Annotated in this window: 17 protein-coding genes and 4 pseudogenes; 3 read left to right on the top strand and 18 right to left on the bottom strand. The window is 57.5% G+C overall.

The window, feature by feature from the left end; translation table 11 throughout:
• Nucleotides 1-14: 14 nt before the first annotated feature.
• The 5 genes from speB to HGP16_RS20250 form a co-directional block, all read right to left on the bottom strand.
• A complete protein-coding gene (speB, locus tag HGP16_RS20270) occupies nucleotides 15-1,061 on the bottom strand; it encodes an agmatinase (protein WP_168841795.1) in 1,047 nt (348 codons plus the stop codon).
• Between the two features lie 62 nt (nucleotides 1,062-1,123).
• A complete protein-coding gene (locus HGP16_RS20265; protein ID WP_246703389.1) occupies nucleotides 1,124-1,849 on the bottom strand; it encodes an MBL fold metallo-hydrolase in 726 nt (241 codons plus the stop codon).
• Between the two features lie 8 nt (nucleotides 1,850-1,857).
• Nucleotides 1,858-2,628, bottom strand: coding sequence for an amino acid ABC transporter ATP-binding protein (locus HGP16_RS20260; protein ID WP_168841794.1), 771 nt, complete (start codon nucleotides 2,626-2,628; stop codon nucleotides 1,858-1,860).
• Between the two features lie 34 nt (nucleotides 2,629-2,662).
• Complete coding sequence (locus tag HGP16_RS20255; RefSeq protein ID WP_168841793.1) at nucleotides 2,663-3,340, bottom strand: amino acid ABC transporter permease; 678 nt, start codon at nucleotides 3,338-3,340, stop codon at nucleotides 2,663-2,665.
• Nucleotides 3,341-3,355: 15 nt separating this feature from the next.
• Nucleotides 3,356-4,210: a transporter substrate-binding domain-containing protein gene (locus HGP16_RS20250; RefSeq protein WP_246703390.1), complete on the bottom strand. Its 855-nt coding sequence runs from the start codon at nucleotides 4,208-4,210 to the stop codon at nucleotides 3,356-3,358.
• A gap of 112 nt (nucleotides 4,211-4,322) precedes the next feature.
• On the opposite strand from HGP16_RS20250, the gene HGP16_RS20245 reads away from it, so the two are divergent.
• The gene (locus HGP16_RS20245; RefSeq protein ID WP_168841792.1) at nucleotides 4,323-5,270 is read left to right on the top strand and encodes a LysR substrate-binding domain-containing protein; all 948 of its coding nucleotides are present in this window, start codon (nucleotides 4,323-4,325) and stop codon (nucleotides 5,268-5,270) included.
• A gap of 254 nt (nucleotides 5,271-5,524) precedes the next feature.
• Here the strand turns inward: HGP16_RS20245 and HGP16_RS34070 are convergent.
• The 3 genes and pseudogenes from HGP16_RS34070 to HGP16_RS34065 form a co-directional block, all read right to left on the bottom strand.
• Nucleotides 5,525-5,660 (bottom strand): annotated as a pseudogene (locus HGP16_RS34070) (Lrp/AsnC ligand binding domain-containing protein); the annotation flags it as partial.
• 18 nt (nucleotides 5,661-5,678) lie between these two features.
• Nucleotides 5,679-5,834, bottom strand: a pseudogene (locus tag HGP16_RS34570) (NADP-dependent oxidoreductase); the annotation flags it as partial.
• Nucleotides 5,835-5,852: 18 nt separating this feature from the next.
• A complete protein-coding gene (locus tag HGP16_RS34065; protein ID WP_246703391.1) occupies nucleotides 5,853-6,215 on the bottom strand; it encodes a hypothetical protein in 363 nt (120 codons plus the stop codon).
• Between the two features lie 272 nt (nucleotides 6,216-6,487).
• Between HGP16_RS34065 and HGP16_RS20235 the strand changes: the two genes are divergently transcribed.
• Together HGP16_RS20235 and HGP16_RS20230 are read left to right on the top strand one after the other, a co-directional pair.
• On the top strand, nucleotides 6,488-6,859 hold the full coding sequence (locus HGP16_RS20235) for a hypothetical protein (RefSeq protein ID WP_168841791.1): 372 nt from the start codon (nucleotides 6,488-6,490) through the stop codon (nucleotides 6,857-6,859).
• A 459-nt stretch (nucleotides 6,860-7,318) separates the two neighbouring features.
• On the top strand, nucleotides 7,319-7,636 hold the full coding sequence (locus tag HGP16_RS20230; RefSeq protein ID WP_168841790.1) for a hypothetical protein: 318 nt from the start codon (nucleotides 7,319-7,321) through the stop codon (nucleotides 7,634-7,636).
• Between the two features lie 82 nt (nucleotides 7,637-7,718).
• On the opposite strand, the gene HGP16_RS20225 is transcribed toward HGP16_RS20230, so the two are convergent.
• The 10 genes and pseudogenes from HGP16_RS20225 to HGP16_RS20180 all read right to left on the bottom strand — a co-directional run bounded on the left by HGP16_RS20225 (nucleotide 7,719) and on the right by HGP16_RS20180 (nucleotide 16,124).
• Nucleotides 7,719-9,065, bottom strand: a complete 1,347-nt coding sequence (locus HGP16_RS20225) for a YiiX/YebB-like N1pC/P60 family cysteine hydrolase (protein WP_246703412.1) — start codon at nucleotides 9,063-9,065, stop codon at nucleotides 7,719-7,721.
• A complete protein-coding gene (locus HGP16_RS20220) occupies nucleotides 8,998-9,360 on the bottom strand; it encodes a type II toxin-antitoxin system RelE/ParE family toxin (RefSeq protein WP_168841788.1) in 363 nt (120 codons plus the stop codon). Before HGP16_RS20220 ends, HGP16_RS20225 begins: the two co-directional genes overlap by 68 nt.
• Nucleotides 9,361-9,362: 2 nt before the next feature.
• Nucleotides 9,363-9,614 carry a type II toxin-antitoxin system ParD family antitoxin gene (locus HGP16_RS20215; protein WP_168837993.1) on the bottom strand — a complete coding sequence of 84 codons (252 nt, stop codon included), beginning with the start codon at nucleotides 9,612-9,614 and terminating at the stop codon, nucleotides 9,363-9,365.
• Nucleotides 9,615-9,726: 112 nt separating this feature from the next.
• The gene (locus HGP16_RS20210) at nucleotides 9,727-9,924 is read right to left on the bottom strand and encodes a hypothetical protein (RefSeq protein ID WP_168841787.1); all 198 of its coding nucleotides are present in this window, start codon (nucleotides 9,922-9,924) and stop codon (nucleotides 9,727-9,729) included.
• A 385-nt stretch (nucleotides 9,925-10,309) separates the two neighbouring features.
• Nucleotides 10,310-11,110: pseudogene (locus HGP16_RS20205) on the bottom strand (NAD-dependent epimerase/dehydratase family protein); the annotation flags it as partial.
• 216 nt (nucleotides 11,111-11,326) lie between these two features.
• Nucleotides 11,327-12,244: a nucleotidyl transferase AbiEii/AbiGii toxin family protein gene (locus HGP16_RS20200; protein WP_168841786.1), complete on the bottom strand. Its 918-nt coding sequence runs from the start codon at nucleotides 12,242-12,244 to the stop codon at nucleotides 11,327-11,329.
• Nucleotides 12,231-13,085, bottom strand: a complete 855-nt coding sequence (locus tag HGP16_RS20195) for a type IV toxin-antitoxin system AbiEi family antitoxin domain-containing protein (protein WP_168841785.1) — start codon at nucleotides 13,083-13,085, stop codon at nucleotides 12,231-12,233. Before HGP16_RS20195 ends, HGP16_RS20200 begins: the two co-directional genes overlap by 14 nt.
• Nucleotides 13,086-13,244: 159 nt before the next feature.
• Nucleotides 13,245-13,457, bottom strand: a pseudogene (locus HGP16_RS20190) (zincin-like metallopeptidase domain-containing protein); the annotation flags it as partial.
• A gap of 71 nt (nucleotides 13,458-13,528) precedes the next feature.
• Nucleotides 13,529-15,559 (bottom strand): bifunctional DedA family/phosphatase PAP2 family protein, encoded by a 2,031-nt coding sequence (locus HGP16_RS20185; protein WP_168841784.1) that lies wholly within the window; start codon nucleotides 15,557-15,559, stop codon nucleotides 13,529-13,531.
• A gap of 13 nt (nucleotides 15,560-15,572) precedes the next feature.
• On the bottom strand, nucleotides 15,573-16,124 hold the full coding sequence (locus HGP16_RS20180) for a phosphatase PAP2 family protein (RefSeq protein WP_168841783.1): 552 nt from the start codon (nucleotides 16,122-16,124) through the stop codon (nucleotides 15,573-15,575).
• Nucleotides 16,125-16,144: the final 20 nt, after the last annotated feature.

Raw genomic sequence — 16,144 nt, 5'->3', positions numbered from 1 at the left:
TTTTGAATACCTCTTCAAAACTCGCTCTTCGCATGCACCATCAGGCATAAGATGGTGAACAGCATTTGCGCAGCGATCTGGGCAGTGTTTGTCGTTGCGTCGTATTGAGGAGCCACCTCGACGACGTCAGCGCCCACCACGTTAAGCCCCTTGAGGCCACGCAAAAGCTCGAGAACCTCGCGCGGCATCAATCCCCCAACCTCCGGTGTGCCGGTGCCAGGTGCGAATCCCGGATCGATGCTGTCGATGTCGAAGGAAATATAGGTTGGGCCAGTACCAACGATCTGGCGAGCGCGAGCGATGAGGGCCTCCATGCCGATACCTTCGATTTCCTCGGCATGAATAACGGTCATCCCGCTTTCGTAGGAGAACTCCCAGAGATACTCCGCACCGCCACGAATCCCGATCTGGATTGTGCGATCAGGATCAAGGACGCCATCGAGAACGGCAAGCCGAAACGGACCGCCATGCTGAAACTTCGCGCCTTCGTAAGGGCCCGCGGTATCGCAGTGGGCATCGATGTGGATCATTCCTACCGGCTGTTTTTCGCCAACGGCCTTGAGTATTGAGGACGTGATGGAATGGTCGCCTCCGACCGAAAGCGGTCGAACGCCAGCCGCGACTAGCCTCTTGTAAAACTGTTCGATATCGTGGTGGCATTGGGCAAGATCGTACCTGCTTTGCATCGGAACATCGCCTATGTCGGCGATATTTCTTATTCCGAACGGAGCGCATTTGAGGACGTGGTCATATGGCCCGATGCGTTCGACTGTTCGAAGGGCGCGAGGACCAAATCGACTGCCATTGCGGTTCGTCACGCCGAGATCCATCGGAACGCCCAAGAGCGCAATATCCAGACCGCCAAAATCGGCAAGATCCTGGAACTCCGGACGGCATGGAGCGTCCAGCAAGGTCGGGATCCCAGCGAATGGCCACTTTCGTTTGTCGCCAGTTGTAAACTGTGATCGTGCGACGGCGGCAAATTCCGTGTCGAAAATGTCGCCGCCTGACGCGTTCGCGTATCTTTCCCGAAGGCGTGCCAGTTTTTCCGGACTATTCATGGAACTTCTCCCTTTTGATTTGGAAGCCAATTGCCGGCATTCGAACCATTCCTGATGAGAGGCTACCGAGCCATCTTTCTCTGGTAGTTTTCGGCAACATGATGCATGCGTTCACGCGACATCGGTGCTCCGTGTCCACCAAAGACGATGGAAACATCAAGCTCTTGTAGTCTGCTCATTGTGTCGAGGTACTCGTCGATATTGCAGCCCGGCAGATCATCGACGAGGGTGCCGTCGTAGATGGCGTCACCGGAGAAGAGAATACCATTGCTTTCATCGAGCAATCCGATCGAGCCGGGCGAATGACCCGGCAGGTGAAGGACGCGATATGAAGCGCTGCCGGTGTCGATGACCAAACCTTCGGTAACGACATCTGTTAGCGGCGCGACGGCTAGCCCGAAATCTGCTGGATCCCACGCACTCGTGGGCAAACGTGAGACACACTCAGACTGGGTTCGGAAATAGTGAGCCAACGTTGCCATGTCTGGCATCGTCGAGAAGGCGCCCTCCTCGGCCGCGTGGCCGAAGCGGTGGTCGAATTCATGGAATGAACCGACATGGTCGACATGTACGTGTGTTGCAACAGCCAATATCGGCTTGCTTGCGTCGATATCCAGAAACTTGCCCAGTGATTGGAGGCCCATGCCGAAATCGATAACGAGATCCGCATCTTCACCTTTCACGTGATAAATATTGGCACGGAAAAAGCGATGGACGCTCGGCTCGCTGACGCGGACGACGTGCTCCGAGAGTTGCTCTGCTTCGAACCAGGGCGACGGGTTCATCATTGTCACCCTTAATGCAGAAGATTGCTGAGAAAGCGCTTTGTGCGCTCGTGCGACGGTGATGAAAAAAGGGTGTCGGGTTCGTTCCGCTCGACAATTTTTCCTTCGTCCATGAAGACAACTTCGCTTGCAACCTGTCGGGCAAACCCCATCTCATGCGTGACGCAGATCATTGTCATTCCGTCATCGGCAAGGCGAACCATCGTATCGAGGACTTCCTTCACCATCTCAGGATCAAGAGCTGAGGTTGGTTCATCGAAGAGCATGATGCTGGGGTTCATGCAAAGCGCGCGCGCTATCGCGACGCGCTGTTGCTGGCCACCGGAAAGCTGTCCCGGGTAAGACCCAGACTTCTCGGGTATTTTCACCCGCTCCAGAAACGCCATCGCAATCGCCTCCGCTTCCTTGCGCGTTCGCTTGCGCACCCAGCGTTGCGCCAAAGTGCAGTTCTCGAGGACTGTCAAATGCGGAAAGAGATTGAAATGCTGGAAGACCATTCCGACATCGCCTCGAATCCGATCTATTCGGCCGGTCTGTTCAGTGAGTTCCACGCCATTGACGGAAATCAAACCTCGCTGATGGGCTTCGAGCCGGTTGACGCATCTGATCAGCGTTGACTTTCCAGACCCGGACGGTCCGCAGATAACGACCCTTGAGCCGCGCGGCACGTCCAGCGAAACGCCATGAAGGACCTGAAAGTGCCCATACCATTTGTCGACCTCGACAAGGCGCACGGCCGGCCCTTCGGAGGCACGCCCGACTAACGAGAGATTACGGGACATATCGTTCCCCAGTTCGAGTTTGAACAAGCTGCGATCAGCGATGGCCACGCGAAAGTCGCCGCTCGACCTTAATCTGCACGACCGTGAGAACTGAAACCATTGCCATGTAGTAGACGAGCGCTGCCCCGTACCATTCGAGAAAACGGAAACTCGTGGCGATCGCGAACTGCGTTACGGTCATAAGTTCTTTGAGCGAAATCACAGTCGCAAGCGAGGTCGACTTCAGCAGCGAAATGAACTCATTGACCAATGCGGGAACCGCGATGCGCATTGCCTGGGGTAGCGTCACGAGGAAAAAGATCTGCCCCCGATGGAATCCGAGCGCTTCCGCTCCCTCACGTTGGCCGCGGCCGACAGCGGCAAAGGCGCTACGTAGGATCTCGGTAAGATAAGCAACCTCGATCAGGGTGAGAGCAAGAAATGCTGCGACAAACGGGCTGAACCAGGCAGCCCGGAAGACTTGCGAACGCTGAGGAAGCCCATTCCAGATGAACAGCAAAATTAGCAAGGCCGGAGCGCCACGGAACAGCCAAATGTAGGATGCGATCGACCAGCGGGCCAGCTTCTTTTTTGAGCCTGCCGCCAATCCGAAGAAGGAGCCAATCACAAGCGACACCGCCATGACGAGGATTGACAACACCAAGGTTAGCATGGCCCCTTTCGCCAGAGGCCAGCCGAACAGAGCAGTGACGAATAAGTCGAAGTCGAACATCGGCTTGGCCGCTCATCAGTCGTGAGAAACGGCGGTTGAGTTCTCAGGCAGGCTCCACTTCGCCAAGAACGCCTTCATCTGGCCGCTCGCCTGCAGCGACTCTAAGGCTGCCTTCACCATTTGTCGGTTCTGCGGGTTCTTTCGCATGTAGATGCCGTAAGTCTCGCTTTCGTCGTAAGTATAAGCAATTTTCAAGCGATCGGGCATCTGCATCATGCGGAAGGCTGCAGTGGTGTCCTGTGTAATGGTGGAGGCCGCGCGGCCCACCAGAATCTGCTGGATGACGCCTGACGCCGACGGGTAGGTCTGCATCGTCACAGGATCTTTGCCACTTGCCGCGAGTTTCTTGTTGAGATCGGAAATTACCGTCTCGTAGGTGGTGCCCGCCTCGATCGCCATGACCTTCCCGCTCATGTCGTCAGTAGACTTCGTCGCGTCGTCCGTTTTTGGCACTACGAGAACGACATGCGAGCCGAAATAGGGAACACCATCATACTTCTCCAGCCTCGCAGGCGTGATCATGATGCCGCTTGCGACGAGATCGCACCGCATGGAATCCAGAGACGGAAGCAGCCCCTTGAAATCACCGATGACGTATTCTGCCTTTGCGTCCCATTCCCTCGCGATCGCATCGACGACGTCGATTTCGAACCCGACCAGATTTGTGTCACCGGGATTTTGATAATACTGCATCGGCGGAAAATCGCCGGCGGTGCATACACGCACAACACCGTTCGAGACAAAGTCCGGTTTTTGATCGGCGCCGTAGGATTGGCCGGCGTATCCCGACGCAGCTGTAGCCAAAAGCGAGAAAAGTGCCTTTTTCATAAGTCTGTTCATTTCTGCGTTCCCTTTATTTTTATCGTCCATAGGAGACGCCTTCTATTGCTACAGAGAATACTCATGTAGACAAGCTACTTGTTTTGCGCATTCTGATGTAGAAAAACTAAACGATGCGCGTCCTGCTCTTGAAGGAACATTGATGTCTCTCCCCCCTCTCAACGCGCTGCGCGTCTTCGAATGTGTCGCTCGTTTGGGCCATCTGGGCGCTGCCGCGGCCGAGCTGCATGTCACGCCCGGCGCGGTCAGTCAGCAGATCAAGTCGCTGCAGCTGTCTCTCGGTGTGGAGCTGTTCGAGAAGCGTGGCCGGAGGCTGGCGCTGACGGAATATGGCTCGATCTTGCAGCGATCAGCTCGCAAAGCGATGGAAGCAATATCAAGAGGCGTCCAGGAGGTGGCCGCGGAAAAGTCCGCCAATTTGGGAAAAGGTGCACTTACTATCTCTATGCCGCAGGTTCACGGCGTGACGTGGCTGGCCACTCGCCTGTTCAAGTTCATGGAAGAAAGCCGCAACATGACCCTGAACGTCGTGACCGCGAGCCGCTTTGCGGCCGTCGATTGGCGGAAGGCTGATGTGGCAATCGTCTACGGAATGCCGCCATGGGCCGGATTCTGGTCGCATCTGCTGCACGGTATCCGGATGACTCCGGTGTGCAGTCCCCAGCTCCTGCGTGGTCCCCATGCTGTCCGCGAGATGAGCGATCTCGCCTATCACCGGCTCCTTCACGAGGATGATGGTCTTCAATGGCGACGATATCAGGCCGCCGCCGGGATCGAGTATGCCGGATTTTCGGATGTCTATTTTGACGATTTCGGGATCGTGCTTCAGGCGGCACGAGACGGTTACGGCATCGCGTTGAGCGATGAAATTGTTTCCCAGCGTGACTTGGACGAGGGCCGATTGGTGCAGCCACTAGCGCTCACCGTGCCTGCCATGCATAACTATTATTGTGTTTGTCCTGAATCAACCCGGGAACGTGCAGAGGTTGCTTATTTCATCGATTGGCTTCTTGCTGAAGCAACATTGGCGACGGATAGCTCGCGACGTGGCCAGTCCTGGCCAATGCACCAAGCCAATGATGTCACTTAAATGAGTTTGCGGGCTGATTAGCAACCTCGCAAGCGCCTCTTACGATCAGACTGATGACTTCGAGCATTCTTGCGGCTGCCGCAGCGACACTTGCCGCGGGGACGTCAGGCGGCGGACCGCTGCGACGGGAATTATTATGCGACACATGCTGTGGCGGCGTTCCTGCGACTATGGAACGCCGAATACCTCAACTGGCAGCATAAGCGATCATTTGCAAAGGCCGCAATGCTTCCCACCACAGCGGCCTTCACCCACCCCATCTTGATCCAGTCCATGGCGAAGAGGGTGCGAAAGCGTTTGACGTTGTTGTTGCCGAAGAACAGGCGGCGCCTCCTAATCGGCCATGGAGGGCACGACGATAACGAGTATGAAGTCGGCATCGCCGGTCACAGGCAACGTTCCTGTTTCTCAGTGCTTCAGAACGACTTTACCGGGGGCTCCCGCCGCAACCACCTCCTGAGCGACGCCAATCTCATCCAGGGTGAAGGTATGCGAAATCGGGATCACCAGCAAACCGCTGACGGCAGCGGCCAGTACGGCGTCGAGCGTCGCCGCGTCGGTGCGGTCGCCCTTTGGGCCTTGCTAAAGTTGCATCCTGTAACCGGGAACTTCTGCGAAACGCATGCCCGCCGCATTCTCTTTATCGAAAAGATGAACTGGCTCACCGCTACTGAGGTCAATAATACGGTAGGCACCATTGGCGTTGAGATAGACATGGTGCCCAATCAGCCGGAGGGCGGTTCCCCCGTTGCCATAAGGTCGGGAACTGGGCGCATCCAACGCCGGAATCGTCCAGGATGTCCCGTACCTGTCAACGGCCTGCACTTGTTGCACGGCGTTGAAAATTGCGTTCCACGCCTCGCCTTGCGAACCGGCAGGCGCATTCTGGCTCAAGGCTTCCAACACGCGCTGCAACTGTCCTTGCCTCTGTTTATCTCGTCTCATATCCCACCTCTCAGCTCATTCGTTTCGTAGAGCGTAGGATTTAAGAAAAAGTTGTAAGATTCCGATTGTTTCTATCTGTAGATGAAAACGACATGTGTTGCGCCAAAACATTATGGCCCTCGGAAGATCGACACACCTTGCAGCCATTGCAAAGATAAAGCCTCGAATGGGCTATCGCGTGCAATCTCGCCCTGGAGCGCACCGGAAAGCGCGCAAGGATCGATCACCGCACATTGGAAGCCCAAAGGAACGAGGCATTGGCGCGGAGCGATATGGCGCGCGCGCTGGAACTGAACCGGATGCCGGAAATTCACGTCGGGCCGAAGGCACGCCAGATTGTCCGCAATGGACAAAACCCCGTCAGTCAGATACGCGAGGCTAACGCTTATCGCCAACGCACCCCCGCCACTTCGGAGGCTAAAGCCCAACGACGGCGACGTGACTATCCCTCCTATGACAAGGGCATGCGGCTATCCTGGCTGGAGCAGATCGTCGCCGGCAACAATACCCAGCTCAAGCGGGATCTTGTCGCCATCAATCGACGGTTCGACCGCATGAACCGCAAACTCGACTACTGGCAGCGCCGCACCGCATTCAAGGCTGAAGGTGCGATCAAGGGGCCGAAGTTCCGTTTTAATCGCTGAAAGGTTGCCCGGGAAGACAAGCAGCGCCGGGATGAAGCCGCGCGCAAGGTAGCCCATGCGCGCAAGCGATTGGAGCAGATTGCGCAGATACTCAAGGAACTGGAACGTGCCGCTACCGGGGCCAACCGTCGCTACGAGCACGGCTTGATCCGGGCCAAAGAGGTTGAGCGTTGGGTACGGCGGATGCGCCACGGTGACCGCGCAGCTTCGCGGAGGCGCGACCGATAGCACCCCTGAGCACGCAATCGAGGCCCTGCACTAGCGGGCCTGCTATCCCTAAATCCACGCCCGCAAGGGCGTTCCTTTCCGGCGGATTGCCACAAGCCTGTGGCTGCCGGAGCACCTATGTCGCGAAGCGATGTATAAGTGCGCTCTTACCTTGCTGTCTCTCCCGGTCCCCGTAGCCTTGTGGTTTTGCCGCTTTGCTGTGTTTCTCCCTCCCGTCGCCAGGATGTCTCTATGTCACACTCTTCCTTCGCCGTTCGCCTCGTCGGCAATCTCGCCGCGCTCGCTGGTTTCATCCTCCTCGTGGGATGGGGCGTAGACTATGCCGCCGGATGGCTCGGCTATCGGTCGCATGCCTCCTGCACGCTGCTGCACCCCGTAGTCACCGTCGCCTACGAGATCGAGGTTCTCATGACCTGCATCGGGGTCATCATGTGGGTGGCCTCGTTCGGGAAAAGCCAGAGCGGTCTAACGCTCGCGATCGGCGGCTTCCTGCTCTTTGCATTGCCGCTCGTGCTACCGCGCTATCTTGGCGTGGTCTGTCTATTGTAGGACAAAGCGGATCGCGACCGCGCTTCGCGCGGTTTGCAGGGGGAAACCCCCTGCACCCCCGTGCCCGATCGCGTCCATCCGTTCAGGTTATGGAAATATAGGATTCGCCACCATCTCTTCGGATGTCGAGGCAGTCATCGCAAAGCCGAAGAGTGCCGGGGCCACCTAACGGACGCTCATCCGCCTCCAGGGCGTAATCAGCCGCAGGTTCATCTCCGCAAACCGAACACACGGCTTCACTCCCCTCTTGCTCGACAACGTACCGCGTCATCATTGCTTGAGGCGGGTCCCATTGTTGCAGGGAGGCAAACCATTCGGGTGTATGCGGCGTTAGTGGTGGGCTCTCGGGAGGCAAAGCATAGCCATTCTCATGAAGCCACGCCTTAGCGACCCGCACCCTCTGATTATGCAATGTCGCCAGATGATCATAGAGGCTCGCCATCAGCTTGAAATAAAGGTGGTCATGCTGATGGGCGAAAAGCCGATATCCGGCGCGGTTTATGATGTAGCGGTTTGGCGTTGCCTCATCCGCAACGACACTTTGGCAATAGGCGGAGATTTGATCGGCCGGACCCTCGCGCATTACGTCCAGGTCATAAATCCAAGGATTCTTCTCCTGCTCGATCTTCCAGAGCACGAGATAGCCGGAATCCGCCACCAAACGGCAAATGTAGTCGTCATCTTCGGGATGCTCGATGAGATGGCCATCGAGATCATCGAAGGTTTGAATGTTGGGATTCTTCTTGCGCGCGCCGTTGAGAATGGCGTTGATCGCATCTCTCATGATTTGAGTGCCATCGGGCCTCGCCTCCGACGCAGCCATTTCCTCCGCTGTCACGGGAACCGTGGAGTCCGCGACCGACACCAGAAATGGGCTGCTTTTGAGATCACCGGGCGAACAAAAGTTCGCATCGGAAACAAGGGGAATCCCAGCATGAGAGAAGGCTTGGGCCACGAGGCGTGAACAGAATTGCTTTCGGGTCGGCGGGCGCGTCCCTTTGAGCTTCGTTCTCATCGCCTCTGTTTTGGAATATTGAGTGCCGACATGCCCGCGCATGAACATGAGAACGTCGTCGAGTTGCGGCTTGGAGAGACCACCGCGCAATCGCAAGATATGGACGGGATGGGCATCCTTATAAAAAAGCCGCTGCGTATTCCGAGCCTGCACCCCCTCGGCCGTCGCATCGATAACCGAGTAGCCTTCAACGCAAACCATGGCATGCGAGATATCGCTACCGGTGGCAAAACGAATGCCTTTGCTGACCTTCGCGGCGGACGTTGTGAGGATGATATCGCCGGGCCTGAGAACCGCATCATTAATCCGCTTCAGGGCCCTGCCCTCGTTTTCGGAATCGCTAGCCCTATGCCTTGAAAGGCTCCGCTTTCTCTGAAAGCGCCGCCAAGTCCTCGGCAAGACGCACGGGCACATCCGTGCGCTCATGCAAAATGCTCATCACACCGAGATCGCCGTTATCTAGTTCGCGGAAGAAGACATAGTGATGCTCGTAGCGGCTGAAATACGCCTCGCGCTTCACATCGGCGGGAACAGCAAGACGTTGCGGAAGCTTCCGCCAGATTGCCTTTTCCTCGCATAACCGCTGCAAATGCGTATGCAGGCCGGTGATGTAGGTCACCGCCTGTTTCTCACCCCACTTCTCAACGGTATCCCGCCAAATCTTGTCCTGCGCCGCGTCGGCGCGCGGATAAAAGCGATACGCCACCATGATCAGCGGCGCTTATTGCGGCGGATAACATCTTCGGCGGAAACGGCGACAAACTCGCTGTCATCCGCGCGCATGGCCGGTGCAAGCTCCTTTTGGAGCGAGTCCCATGCCTCATCACGGGTTTGCAGGTCGCGACGGATCAAGGCACGAATGTATTCGCTGGCGTTCTCGTAGAGGCCATCGTCGCCAATCTGCTGCTGGATGTGGTCTTGCAGCGCACCGCTGACCTTCACATGAATGCTACCCGACGCCATCGGAGATATCCTTTCGTTATGCCTTAATTCTGGGATGCGTAGCATATATTGTCAATATTCTTTACAACGAGAAGGTGCTGCATCACGGCGATGCAGCACCTTCGGAGACGCACTAGGCGTCGTCCCGTTCGGCTTTCGGCTTGCGGATGGTCAGGCGCCCGGTGAGCGGCAGGGCCGTGAGCGTGATGTTGATGCCTTCGCCGTCGCTATGGGTCCATCCGACTCCCACTTTGAGCCAGTGCGTCTTGTCGCCCTCACCTTCCACAACGTACACGGCGTAGTCGGGTTTGCTCTTTTGGGTCGGTTTCATGATCGATTCTCCCGTTGGTTATCCGGCTGCGCCTATCGCGGCCGGTCGGGGGATTTTTGCGACCGCGTTTCTGAGCCGAAGGCGCACGCAGGCAACGGCAACACGGGAGCGTAGCGAATGGAGCGGGCAGCCGATTGCCGGCGGCAGAAACCGGGCGCCTACCCCGACCGTTCCGGCCGTGTAGCGCAGTTGGCAACGGAGAATGGTTGAAACTTGCAAAGGATCACACGACGGCTTTTCTGTCGATTTGTGGGGATGAGGCAACAAACGCCACCCTCACAAGATTGAGAAGTGGCGAAACACCGATGACGTTGAGAAAATTTGGTTGCGGGAGCAGGATTTGAACCTGCGGCCTTCAGGTTATGAGCCTAAACGCCTTAACCTGTCAGTCAATCTGGCCCTTCTCCATCAGCCAGGTGACCGATTCCTGAACGGCCTGCAGCGACGTATAGCGAGGCCTGTAACCAAGCAGTCGCTCGGCCTTGGCAATCGAGCAATTCGGACTTCGGGCGATATGCTCCCATGTCGCCTGCGCATCTTCCGGCGCCTGGCCTTCCGCCCATCTCTCATAGGGCAGGAACTCCAGCTTCGGCTCATGTCCGAACCAGCGCGACATGGCCTCGGCGTAGCCTCTCAGCGTCAGCGCCCCGCCTGAAACCGCATGAAAAGCCTCGCCGGTCGAAACGCGCCAATTGGCGATCGCGCCCATGAACATTTGCGCGACGTCATCCGCATGGACATGATGAACCGTCTCCAGGCCGAAATTCGGAAGTACCAGCGTTTCGCCGCGCGCCAATGTCGAGAATGCCGACGGATTGAAATGCCCGGCCGGATTGAGGGGTGCCCAGCCCGGACCGACGATGTGGCCGGGATGGATCAGGGTTGCGGGAAATCCTCTGCGGCGCGCCTCCTCGAGCAAATATGCCTCGATGGCTGCTTTCTGGGTGCCATAGTCTCCGAACGGCTGCTTCGGCGCCTCCTCCGGTGTCGGAACGACGGTTGCAAAGCCATGCGTCCAGATCGTGCCCGTATGCAGGAAATGGCCGACATGACCGACAAGCGTCTCCGTCAGGTGCCTTGCGCTGTCGAGCGTGAAGCAGATCATGTCGATGACGATATCCGGCTTCAATGCGCCGATGGCCGGACCGAAGCTGCCATCCTTCTCCATGGCGGCGCGATCCATCACCAGCATCTCGGCCTCGTTCCAGGCCTTTAAATTCACCGCACATCGCGCAAATTGCCCTTTTCCGTTTTCCGTTCCGGAAAACAATGTGCAGACAATCACTTAAGAGCGCAGCTCGGGCGAATCCCGATTCGCTTTATCTTGCAGTCCTTCCCCTACCCCGTTGACGCTCCCAATATCCCTGCTTCCCGGTGTTCAAAGCCACGAGAGCGGGTGTTTCTATGCGCGCCGTTCGAGGGAAGTTCGCAGCAATTCGACCAGAACGGAACGCTGTTCGGGCTTGAGCTTGTTGAGATTGCGCTGCCGCCAGCGGATGGCGGGAAGCTCTGCGACATGACCTATCTTGAGCAAGGGCCACTCCGGTTCGCCGCGCTCGAAGCCGATCAGAAATTTACGGTGATGATCCGGCATGCCTCCGATCAGCACCTCGATCATTTCATGCTGGGTTTCTATCAGCTCTTTGATGGCAACAACCTCCTCGGTCATGCCCTCGAAGCCGTTCTGGTATTCGTTCGCAAGGTCTTTGACGCGGCCTGATAGCACTTCGCCCATGGGGCGGTTGTGACTGAGCAGATATACGATGAAGGTTTCACGCAGGTCATCGCTCAACCCTTCATTGGTGAGCAGGCCGCGCACGTCAAAGAGGTCGCGCGGGTGCTGACGGTCGAGGGCGGCAACCAATTTCCCAGCGAAAAGGTCTTCGAAGGATACGACGCTGGTTTCGGCAAAGCCGAAGACCTCTTCAACGGCCTCGGTGACGGGAGTCGTGGAAGGTTCGTGAACCACACCGCGCAACACGGGCGAGACTTCGATCTTGACCTGTGTGCCCTCCGCAATCACGAGAAGGCGAAGGATCGCACCATCGTGAATGTTTTCGCTGACGCGCGCGCCGGGCAGCTCCGCCAGTGCTGCCGCCTTGATATGCTTCATCGCGGCATCAATCCCGGCCAAAGCCTCCGGCCTGTCATGGACCGGCAGATACATCAGATCGATATCGACCGAGAGGCGCGGCAGGTTGCGCACAAAGAGGTTGATCGCCGTTCCGCCCTTGAGCGCAAAACAGGTCTCTCGCGCCACGATGGGAATAAGGCGCATGAGCAGCCGAACCTGGGCTTGATACTGGTCACGAAACGGCATCAAGGTCCTCCGGCACGGTGATCAGATAGATCGGATCGAGCCTGCCACCTGGGACAAGCATGCGTTTGCCCTTACCCAGATCGATAGCATCCTTGTCCAGACGCTTGAGCCACGCATGACGGTGACGATCTGCAAAAAGGAAGAACAGCCGTTTCACCTTGACGCTGTCACAGTCCACCAGCAGTTTCTGCAACCGTCTCGGGCTGAAATTTGCTGCACTTTGCATGATCATATCGACCTGATGGAAACTCTCATGGCGCGGCAATTCATCAAGCATTTCGAGATAGGCGCGCTCGGGCTGGGAAAGCGTCAAAGGCCAATCCCACTGCCCCCAGGCAAGCGAGGTCAGACTGCCGCCCTGAAAGCGGGTGAGATCACGGCCTGTTCCGTCCGCGATATCCCAGGCAAGACTGCCAAGCCCCTTTGTTACGGGATCATTCCGGAAGAGGGTCGCGCTGTTGTGATAGACAAAGCGCTGGGGAAGGTTCAGCTTGTCCAGCCATGCGGGCGGCTTGCCCGGTCCGTAGAGATGAACGGTCTTGGTCTCATGTGAGAGATAATGCGCAAAGCCCTGTAGCTCCAATGCCGTGCGCCCACCGACATAGAACGGCGTTCGCAAGAGCAGGGTCTGAAGCGATATGACGACTTGCTGCCAGCTCAGTGTGCCGCGCGGCCTTTTATAGACGCTGCGCACCGGCTGTTCCAGCCAGCCATTCTTGACGTAGTAGGCGCGCAAATTGCTGGCGATACCGCGCTCTTCAAGCCAAGCGGCATCCACGACCAGCCCTTCGGGGAGGTCTTTTTCAAGTCGGTTTAACAATGATGCAGTTTGCACAGCCATGCTGAGTATATTTATCGATTCTCAAACCGATTTCAAGTTTGACAATATCGAAATACACTCAATAATACTGAGTTGATTCGCCAATCTTTAAACCACATATATCCAGCGCCCGCCTCTGGCGGGCGCGAAATTTCCCACCGAAACTAAGGGAACCGCCGCTTACGCGGCGGCTCCTTCCTTGGTGTCCGCAACGCTCCGCAGACCATGCAGGAAATCGGCGGCGCGCTGCGCGTGGGCGGCGGCGCTGAAGATTGCGCGCTTGTCTTCCTTCAGCACTTTGAGCCAGCCCTGAATATAGGCCGCATGGTCCGCACCGGGCTCCGGCGTCAATTCCAAATCGGCGCAAAGAAAGGCCGCGCCAAGTTCGGCAATATATCCTGACAGTCAACCTGTCTCAGACGGCGAAGTCGGTTGCTCCTGCAAGTTATTTTGGCGTCGCGCGATTACCGCGAACCATCATTCAGTAGCAAAATACGACCATCCCAGTCGGCATTTTCCGCAGAACCGGATCTCGCGACGAGCCGCTCCGGCTGAGAAGCGCCGAGAAGCAGGTCACGTGACTCATTCACGTTCGATCGTGTTTCGGAGATGGTAATGAGAGAAATTGGTCGAGCGAAATGCTCGTCGACCACTGAGCCGATCCAGACCTCGGATGAGTTCGTATCTGACAATTCGAGGTCACTTGCCCACAGCCGCAGAACGAAGCGTGACGTCTCCGGCATTTTGTCGTTTGCCAACACAAGTGTAAGGGTCGGGAGCCTGCCACTGGCCAGACGCGGGACCACCGGCAATTCGACCGGAGCGGCCTTGGCCGTAAGCCAGCCGAGCGCGTTTGTCGCGGTCCACGGCGCGGGCGTGCGCCAACCTTTATTTTGCAAGTCCTGCTGGATTACCGACAGGCTGCCAGCCCACTGAACCGTCATTGGTTCCTCAATCTCGCCAAACATGTCGATGCGATGAGATGGAAGGCTTTCCCAACCGTTCGTCCACCAGTTGCTTGACGTCATAGTCTCTACGACCGGCTTGAAAGCGTAGCGTGTGGTATCGGAGGAATGATGCCGATAGACGTTCAGGCTCCCCGTCAGGGCGAGCGCCGTGATGCTGACAATCGCAAGTCCAACCGGGCTGTAAGGCTCAGCCGGCTTGCGCAGGTATGTGAAACCGAGCACAGCGATCCATGCGGTTCCGAAAGCCAACCCCCCGGTCACATCGGAGAACCAGTGGGCTCCCAGATAGACGCGCGAAAACGCGATCAGCAGCACAACGAACGTGGCCGTGAACGCGGCGGAAAGACGCCAAGCCGGGCGCAACCCGAGCGCAATCAGGAAGGCGAGGAAGCCGTAAAGGACGGTGTTGGTCGTACTGTGGCCGCTTGGAAAGGAGAACGCACTTGAGCCGCTGTAAAGCAACTCCGCAGGACGCGTGCGATGGAGCGCTACCTTGATCGCCGTGTTGATCGCCGACGCGCCAGCGACTGCAAGCAACCAGAATGCGGCGGTCCGCCAGGTTCGTTTCCAGGCGAGCCAGAGGAAAACGGCTGCTGTCACAGCCGCGACGACAACGGTGTCGCCCAGTTCGGTGATCGCGATCATCAGGGCATCGCCGGGTCCCGTGCGCAGATCCTGGAGAGCGTTGTAGATCGCTGCATCGGCCCTGACCAAAGGATCGCCGCTGACGACGTCTTCCAGGATGCCGAAGAAGAGCCACGCAGAGCCGATCAGCACGACGGCCAGAAGAGCAAGGAAGCGCATGTCCGGTCGTGCGGGATCGAGAAGATCAAGAACGATCCGGCTGAAGCGGGAATCGCGGCTAGCCGCCCAGATGTGCAGCCTCTGCGTTGCCAACAAAGCGAGCGGAATACCATAACGCAACGACAAACGAACCGCGTGGATTGCGGCCCATATCGTCAGAATGAGGATGACTACCAGGATGGCAAGCGGCTCAGCCGCCGCGCCGAACTGTTTGAACACGCTCCCGACCAGGACTGCAGGCAGAATGTGAGACGGCGCCCAGACTAGTGCGGAGAGGATGTTGGCCACGTAAAAGCGTGACACGCGCATTCGAAGAGCACCCGCGATCAACGGAATGAAAGCGCGCACGCCCGGTACGAAGCGGGCAATGAAGACGCTCTTGTCGCCATGACGTGCAAAAAAGGCTTCGCTCCGAGTGACAAGATCGGGATGGCGGTTGATCGGCCAGCTTTCGAGGATTTTTTGGTTGTAGCGATGACCAATCCAGAATGAGAGACCGTCGCCGAGGATGGCGCCGACGACCGCAGCGCCGAGTAGCGGCCAAAGGGTTACCGCGCCGGTTGGAACGAGAGCGCTGATCGCAAGTATCACGGCGGTGCCTGGCACGACCGCCCCGATCACCGGGGCGGATTCCGACAGGGCGAGCAGGAGCACCGCGGCGTAGGCAAAATGCGGATGCGCCGCAATAAATTCGGTAACGGCAGAAAAGAACGACGCCACCATTCCGAACGGGCCTCTACAAGATCCTCGCAATCAGCCGGTCCACTCGGGTTCCCTCCCAATAAAGGGCCCGGACGGCGATCGCTGCAATAATGCCGGTCAATGCTCCTCCAAGGACGTCGCTCACATAATGTGTACCGATATAGACTCGGGAGATGGTGACCACGAGGGCAGCGGCAAGAAACCAGAGCCCGAGACGGCGCATTCCGTGCATCAGAAATGCAGCCGCGATCGCGAATGTTGCGGTTGCATGATCGGAGGGGAAGGAGGGATCGGCGCTTGGGGCAATCAGGAGATGGCTGATGCCCGCGTCATAGGGCCGGATCCGATGAACCAGCAACAGGATCAACTGGTTGATGGCGAGACCGAGTAGAAAGGAAAGCCCAGAGGCGACGAGCACATGGCGTGTGTGATCCCTGTCGCCTTGGCGCCACCATTGCCCGGCGACTGCCAGGACCAAAAGCGGAACGCCGATTGCCGAAACCCAGATCATCAGAAAATCGATGGCGGTGTTGGTCCCGGCAAGGCTGTTGATGGCGTGTGTGAGGAAGGCATCTAAATCGTACATTTGCGGTTCCTTATCCTTGC

The organism is Rhizobium sp. P40RR-XXII (assembly GCF_012641405.1).
In the GTDB taxonomy this organism is placed as follows: Bacteria; Pseudomonadota; Alphaproteobacteria; order Rhizobiales; family Rhizobiaceae; genus Rhizobium.
Note: the sequence above shows the minus strand (reverse complement) of the source record. Positions and strands in the feature narration are given on the sequence as shown.

What these genes read in the sequence shown, in the direction of transcription:
- HGP16_RS20185 (WP_168841784.1), bottom strand. Translation starts at nt 15,559, where the DNA reads ATGGTGGCGTCGTTCTTTTCTGCCGTTACCGAATTTATTGCGGCGCAT.
- HGP16_RS20220 (WP_168841788.1), bottom strand. Translation starts at nt 9,360, where the DNA reads ATGGTGGCGTATCGCTTTTATCCGCGCGCCGACGCGGCGCAGGACAAG.
- speB (WP_168841795.1), bottom strand. Translation starts at nt 1,061, where the DNA reads ATGAATAGTCCGGAAAAACTGGCACGCCTTCGGGAAAGATACGCGAAC.
- HGP16_RS20235 (WP_168841791.1), top strand. Translation starts at nt 6,488, where the DNA reads ATGGCGCGCGCGCTGGAACTGAACCGGATGCCGGAAATTCACGTCGGG.
- HGP16_RS20245 (WP_168841792.1), top strand. Translation starts at nt 4,323, where the DNA reads ATGTCTCTCCCCCCTCTCAACGCGCTGCGCGTCTTCGAATGTGTCGCT.
- HGP16_RS20180 (WP_168841783.1), bottom strand. Translation starts at nt 16,124, where the DNA reads ATGTACGATTTAGATGCCTTCCTCACACACGCCATCAACAGCCTTGCC.
- HGP16_RS20215 (WP_168837993.1), bottom strand. Translation starts at nt 9,614, where the DNA reads ATGGCGTCGGGTAGCATTCATGTGAAGGTCAGCGGTGCGCTGCAAGAC.
- HGP16_RS20225 (WP_246703412.1), bottom strand. Translation starts at nt 9,065, where the DNA reads ATGTGCCCGTGCGTCTTGCCGAGGACTTGGCGGCGCTTTCAGAGAAAG.
- HGP16_RS34065 (WP_246703391.1), bottom strand. Translation starts at nt 6,215, where the DNA reads ATGAGACGAGATAAACAGAGGCAAGGACAGTTGCAGCGCGTGTTGGAA.
- HGP16_RS20260 (WP_168841794.1), bottom strand. Translation starts at nt 2,628, where the DNA reads ATGTCCCGTAATCTCTCGTTAGTCGGGCGTGCCTCCGAAGGGCCGGCC.
- HGP16_RS20255 (WP_168841793.1), bottom strand. Translation starts at nt 3,340, where the DNA reads ATGTTCGACTTCGACTTATTCGTCACTGCTCTGTTCGGCTGGCCTCTG.
- HGP16_RS20200 (WP_168841786.1), bottom strand. Translation starts at nt 12,244, where the DNA reads ATGCCGTTTCGTGACCAGTATCAAGCCCAGGTTCGGCTGCTCATGCGC.
- HGP16_RS20210 (WP_168841787.1), bottom strand. Translation starts at nt 9,924, where the DNA reads ATGAAACCGACCCAAAAGAGCAAACCCGACTACGCCGTGTACGTTGTG.
- HGP16_RS20230 (WP_168841790.1), top strand. Translation starts at nt 7,319, where the DNA reads ATGTCACACTCTTCCTTCGCCGTTCGCCTCGTCGGCAATCTCGCCGCG.
- HGP16_RS20265 (WP_246703389.1), bottom strand. Translation starts at nt 1,849, where the DNA reads ATGATGAACCCGTCGCCCTGGTTCGAAGCAGAGCAACTCTCGGAGCAC.
- HGP16_RS20250 (WP_246703390.1), bottom strand. Translation starts at nt 4,210, where the DNA reads ATGGACGATAAAAATAAAGGGAACGCAGAAATGAACAGACTTATGAAA.
- HGP16_RS20195 (WP_168841785.1), bottom strand. Translation starts at nt 13,085, where the DNA reads ATGGCTGTGCAAACTGCATCATTGTTAAACCGACTTGAAAAAGACCTC.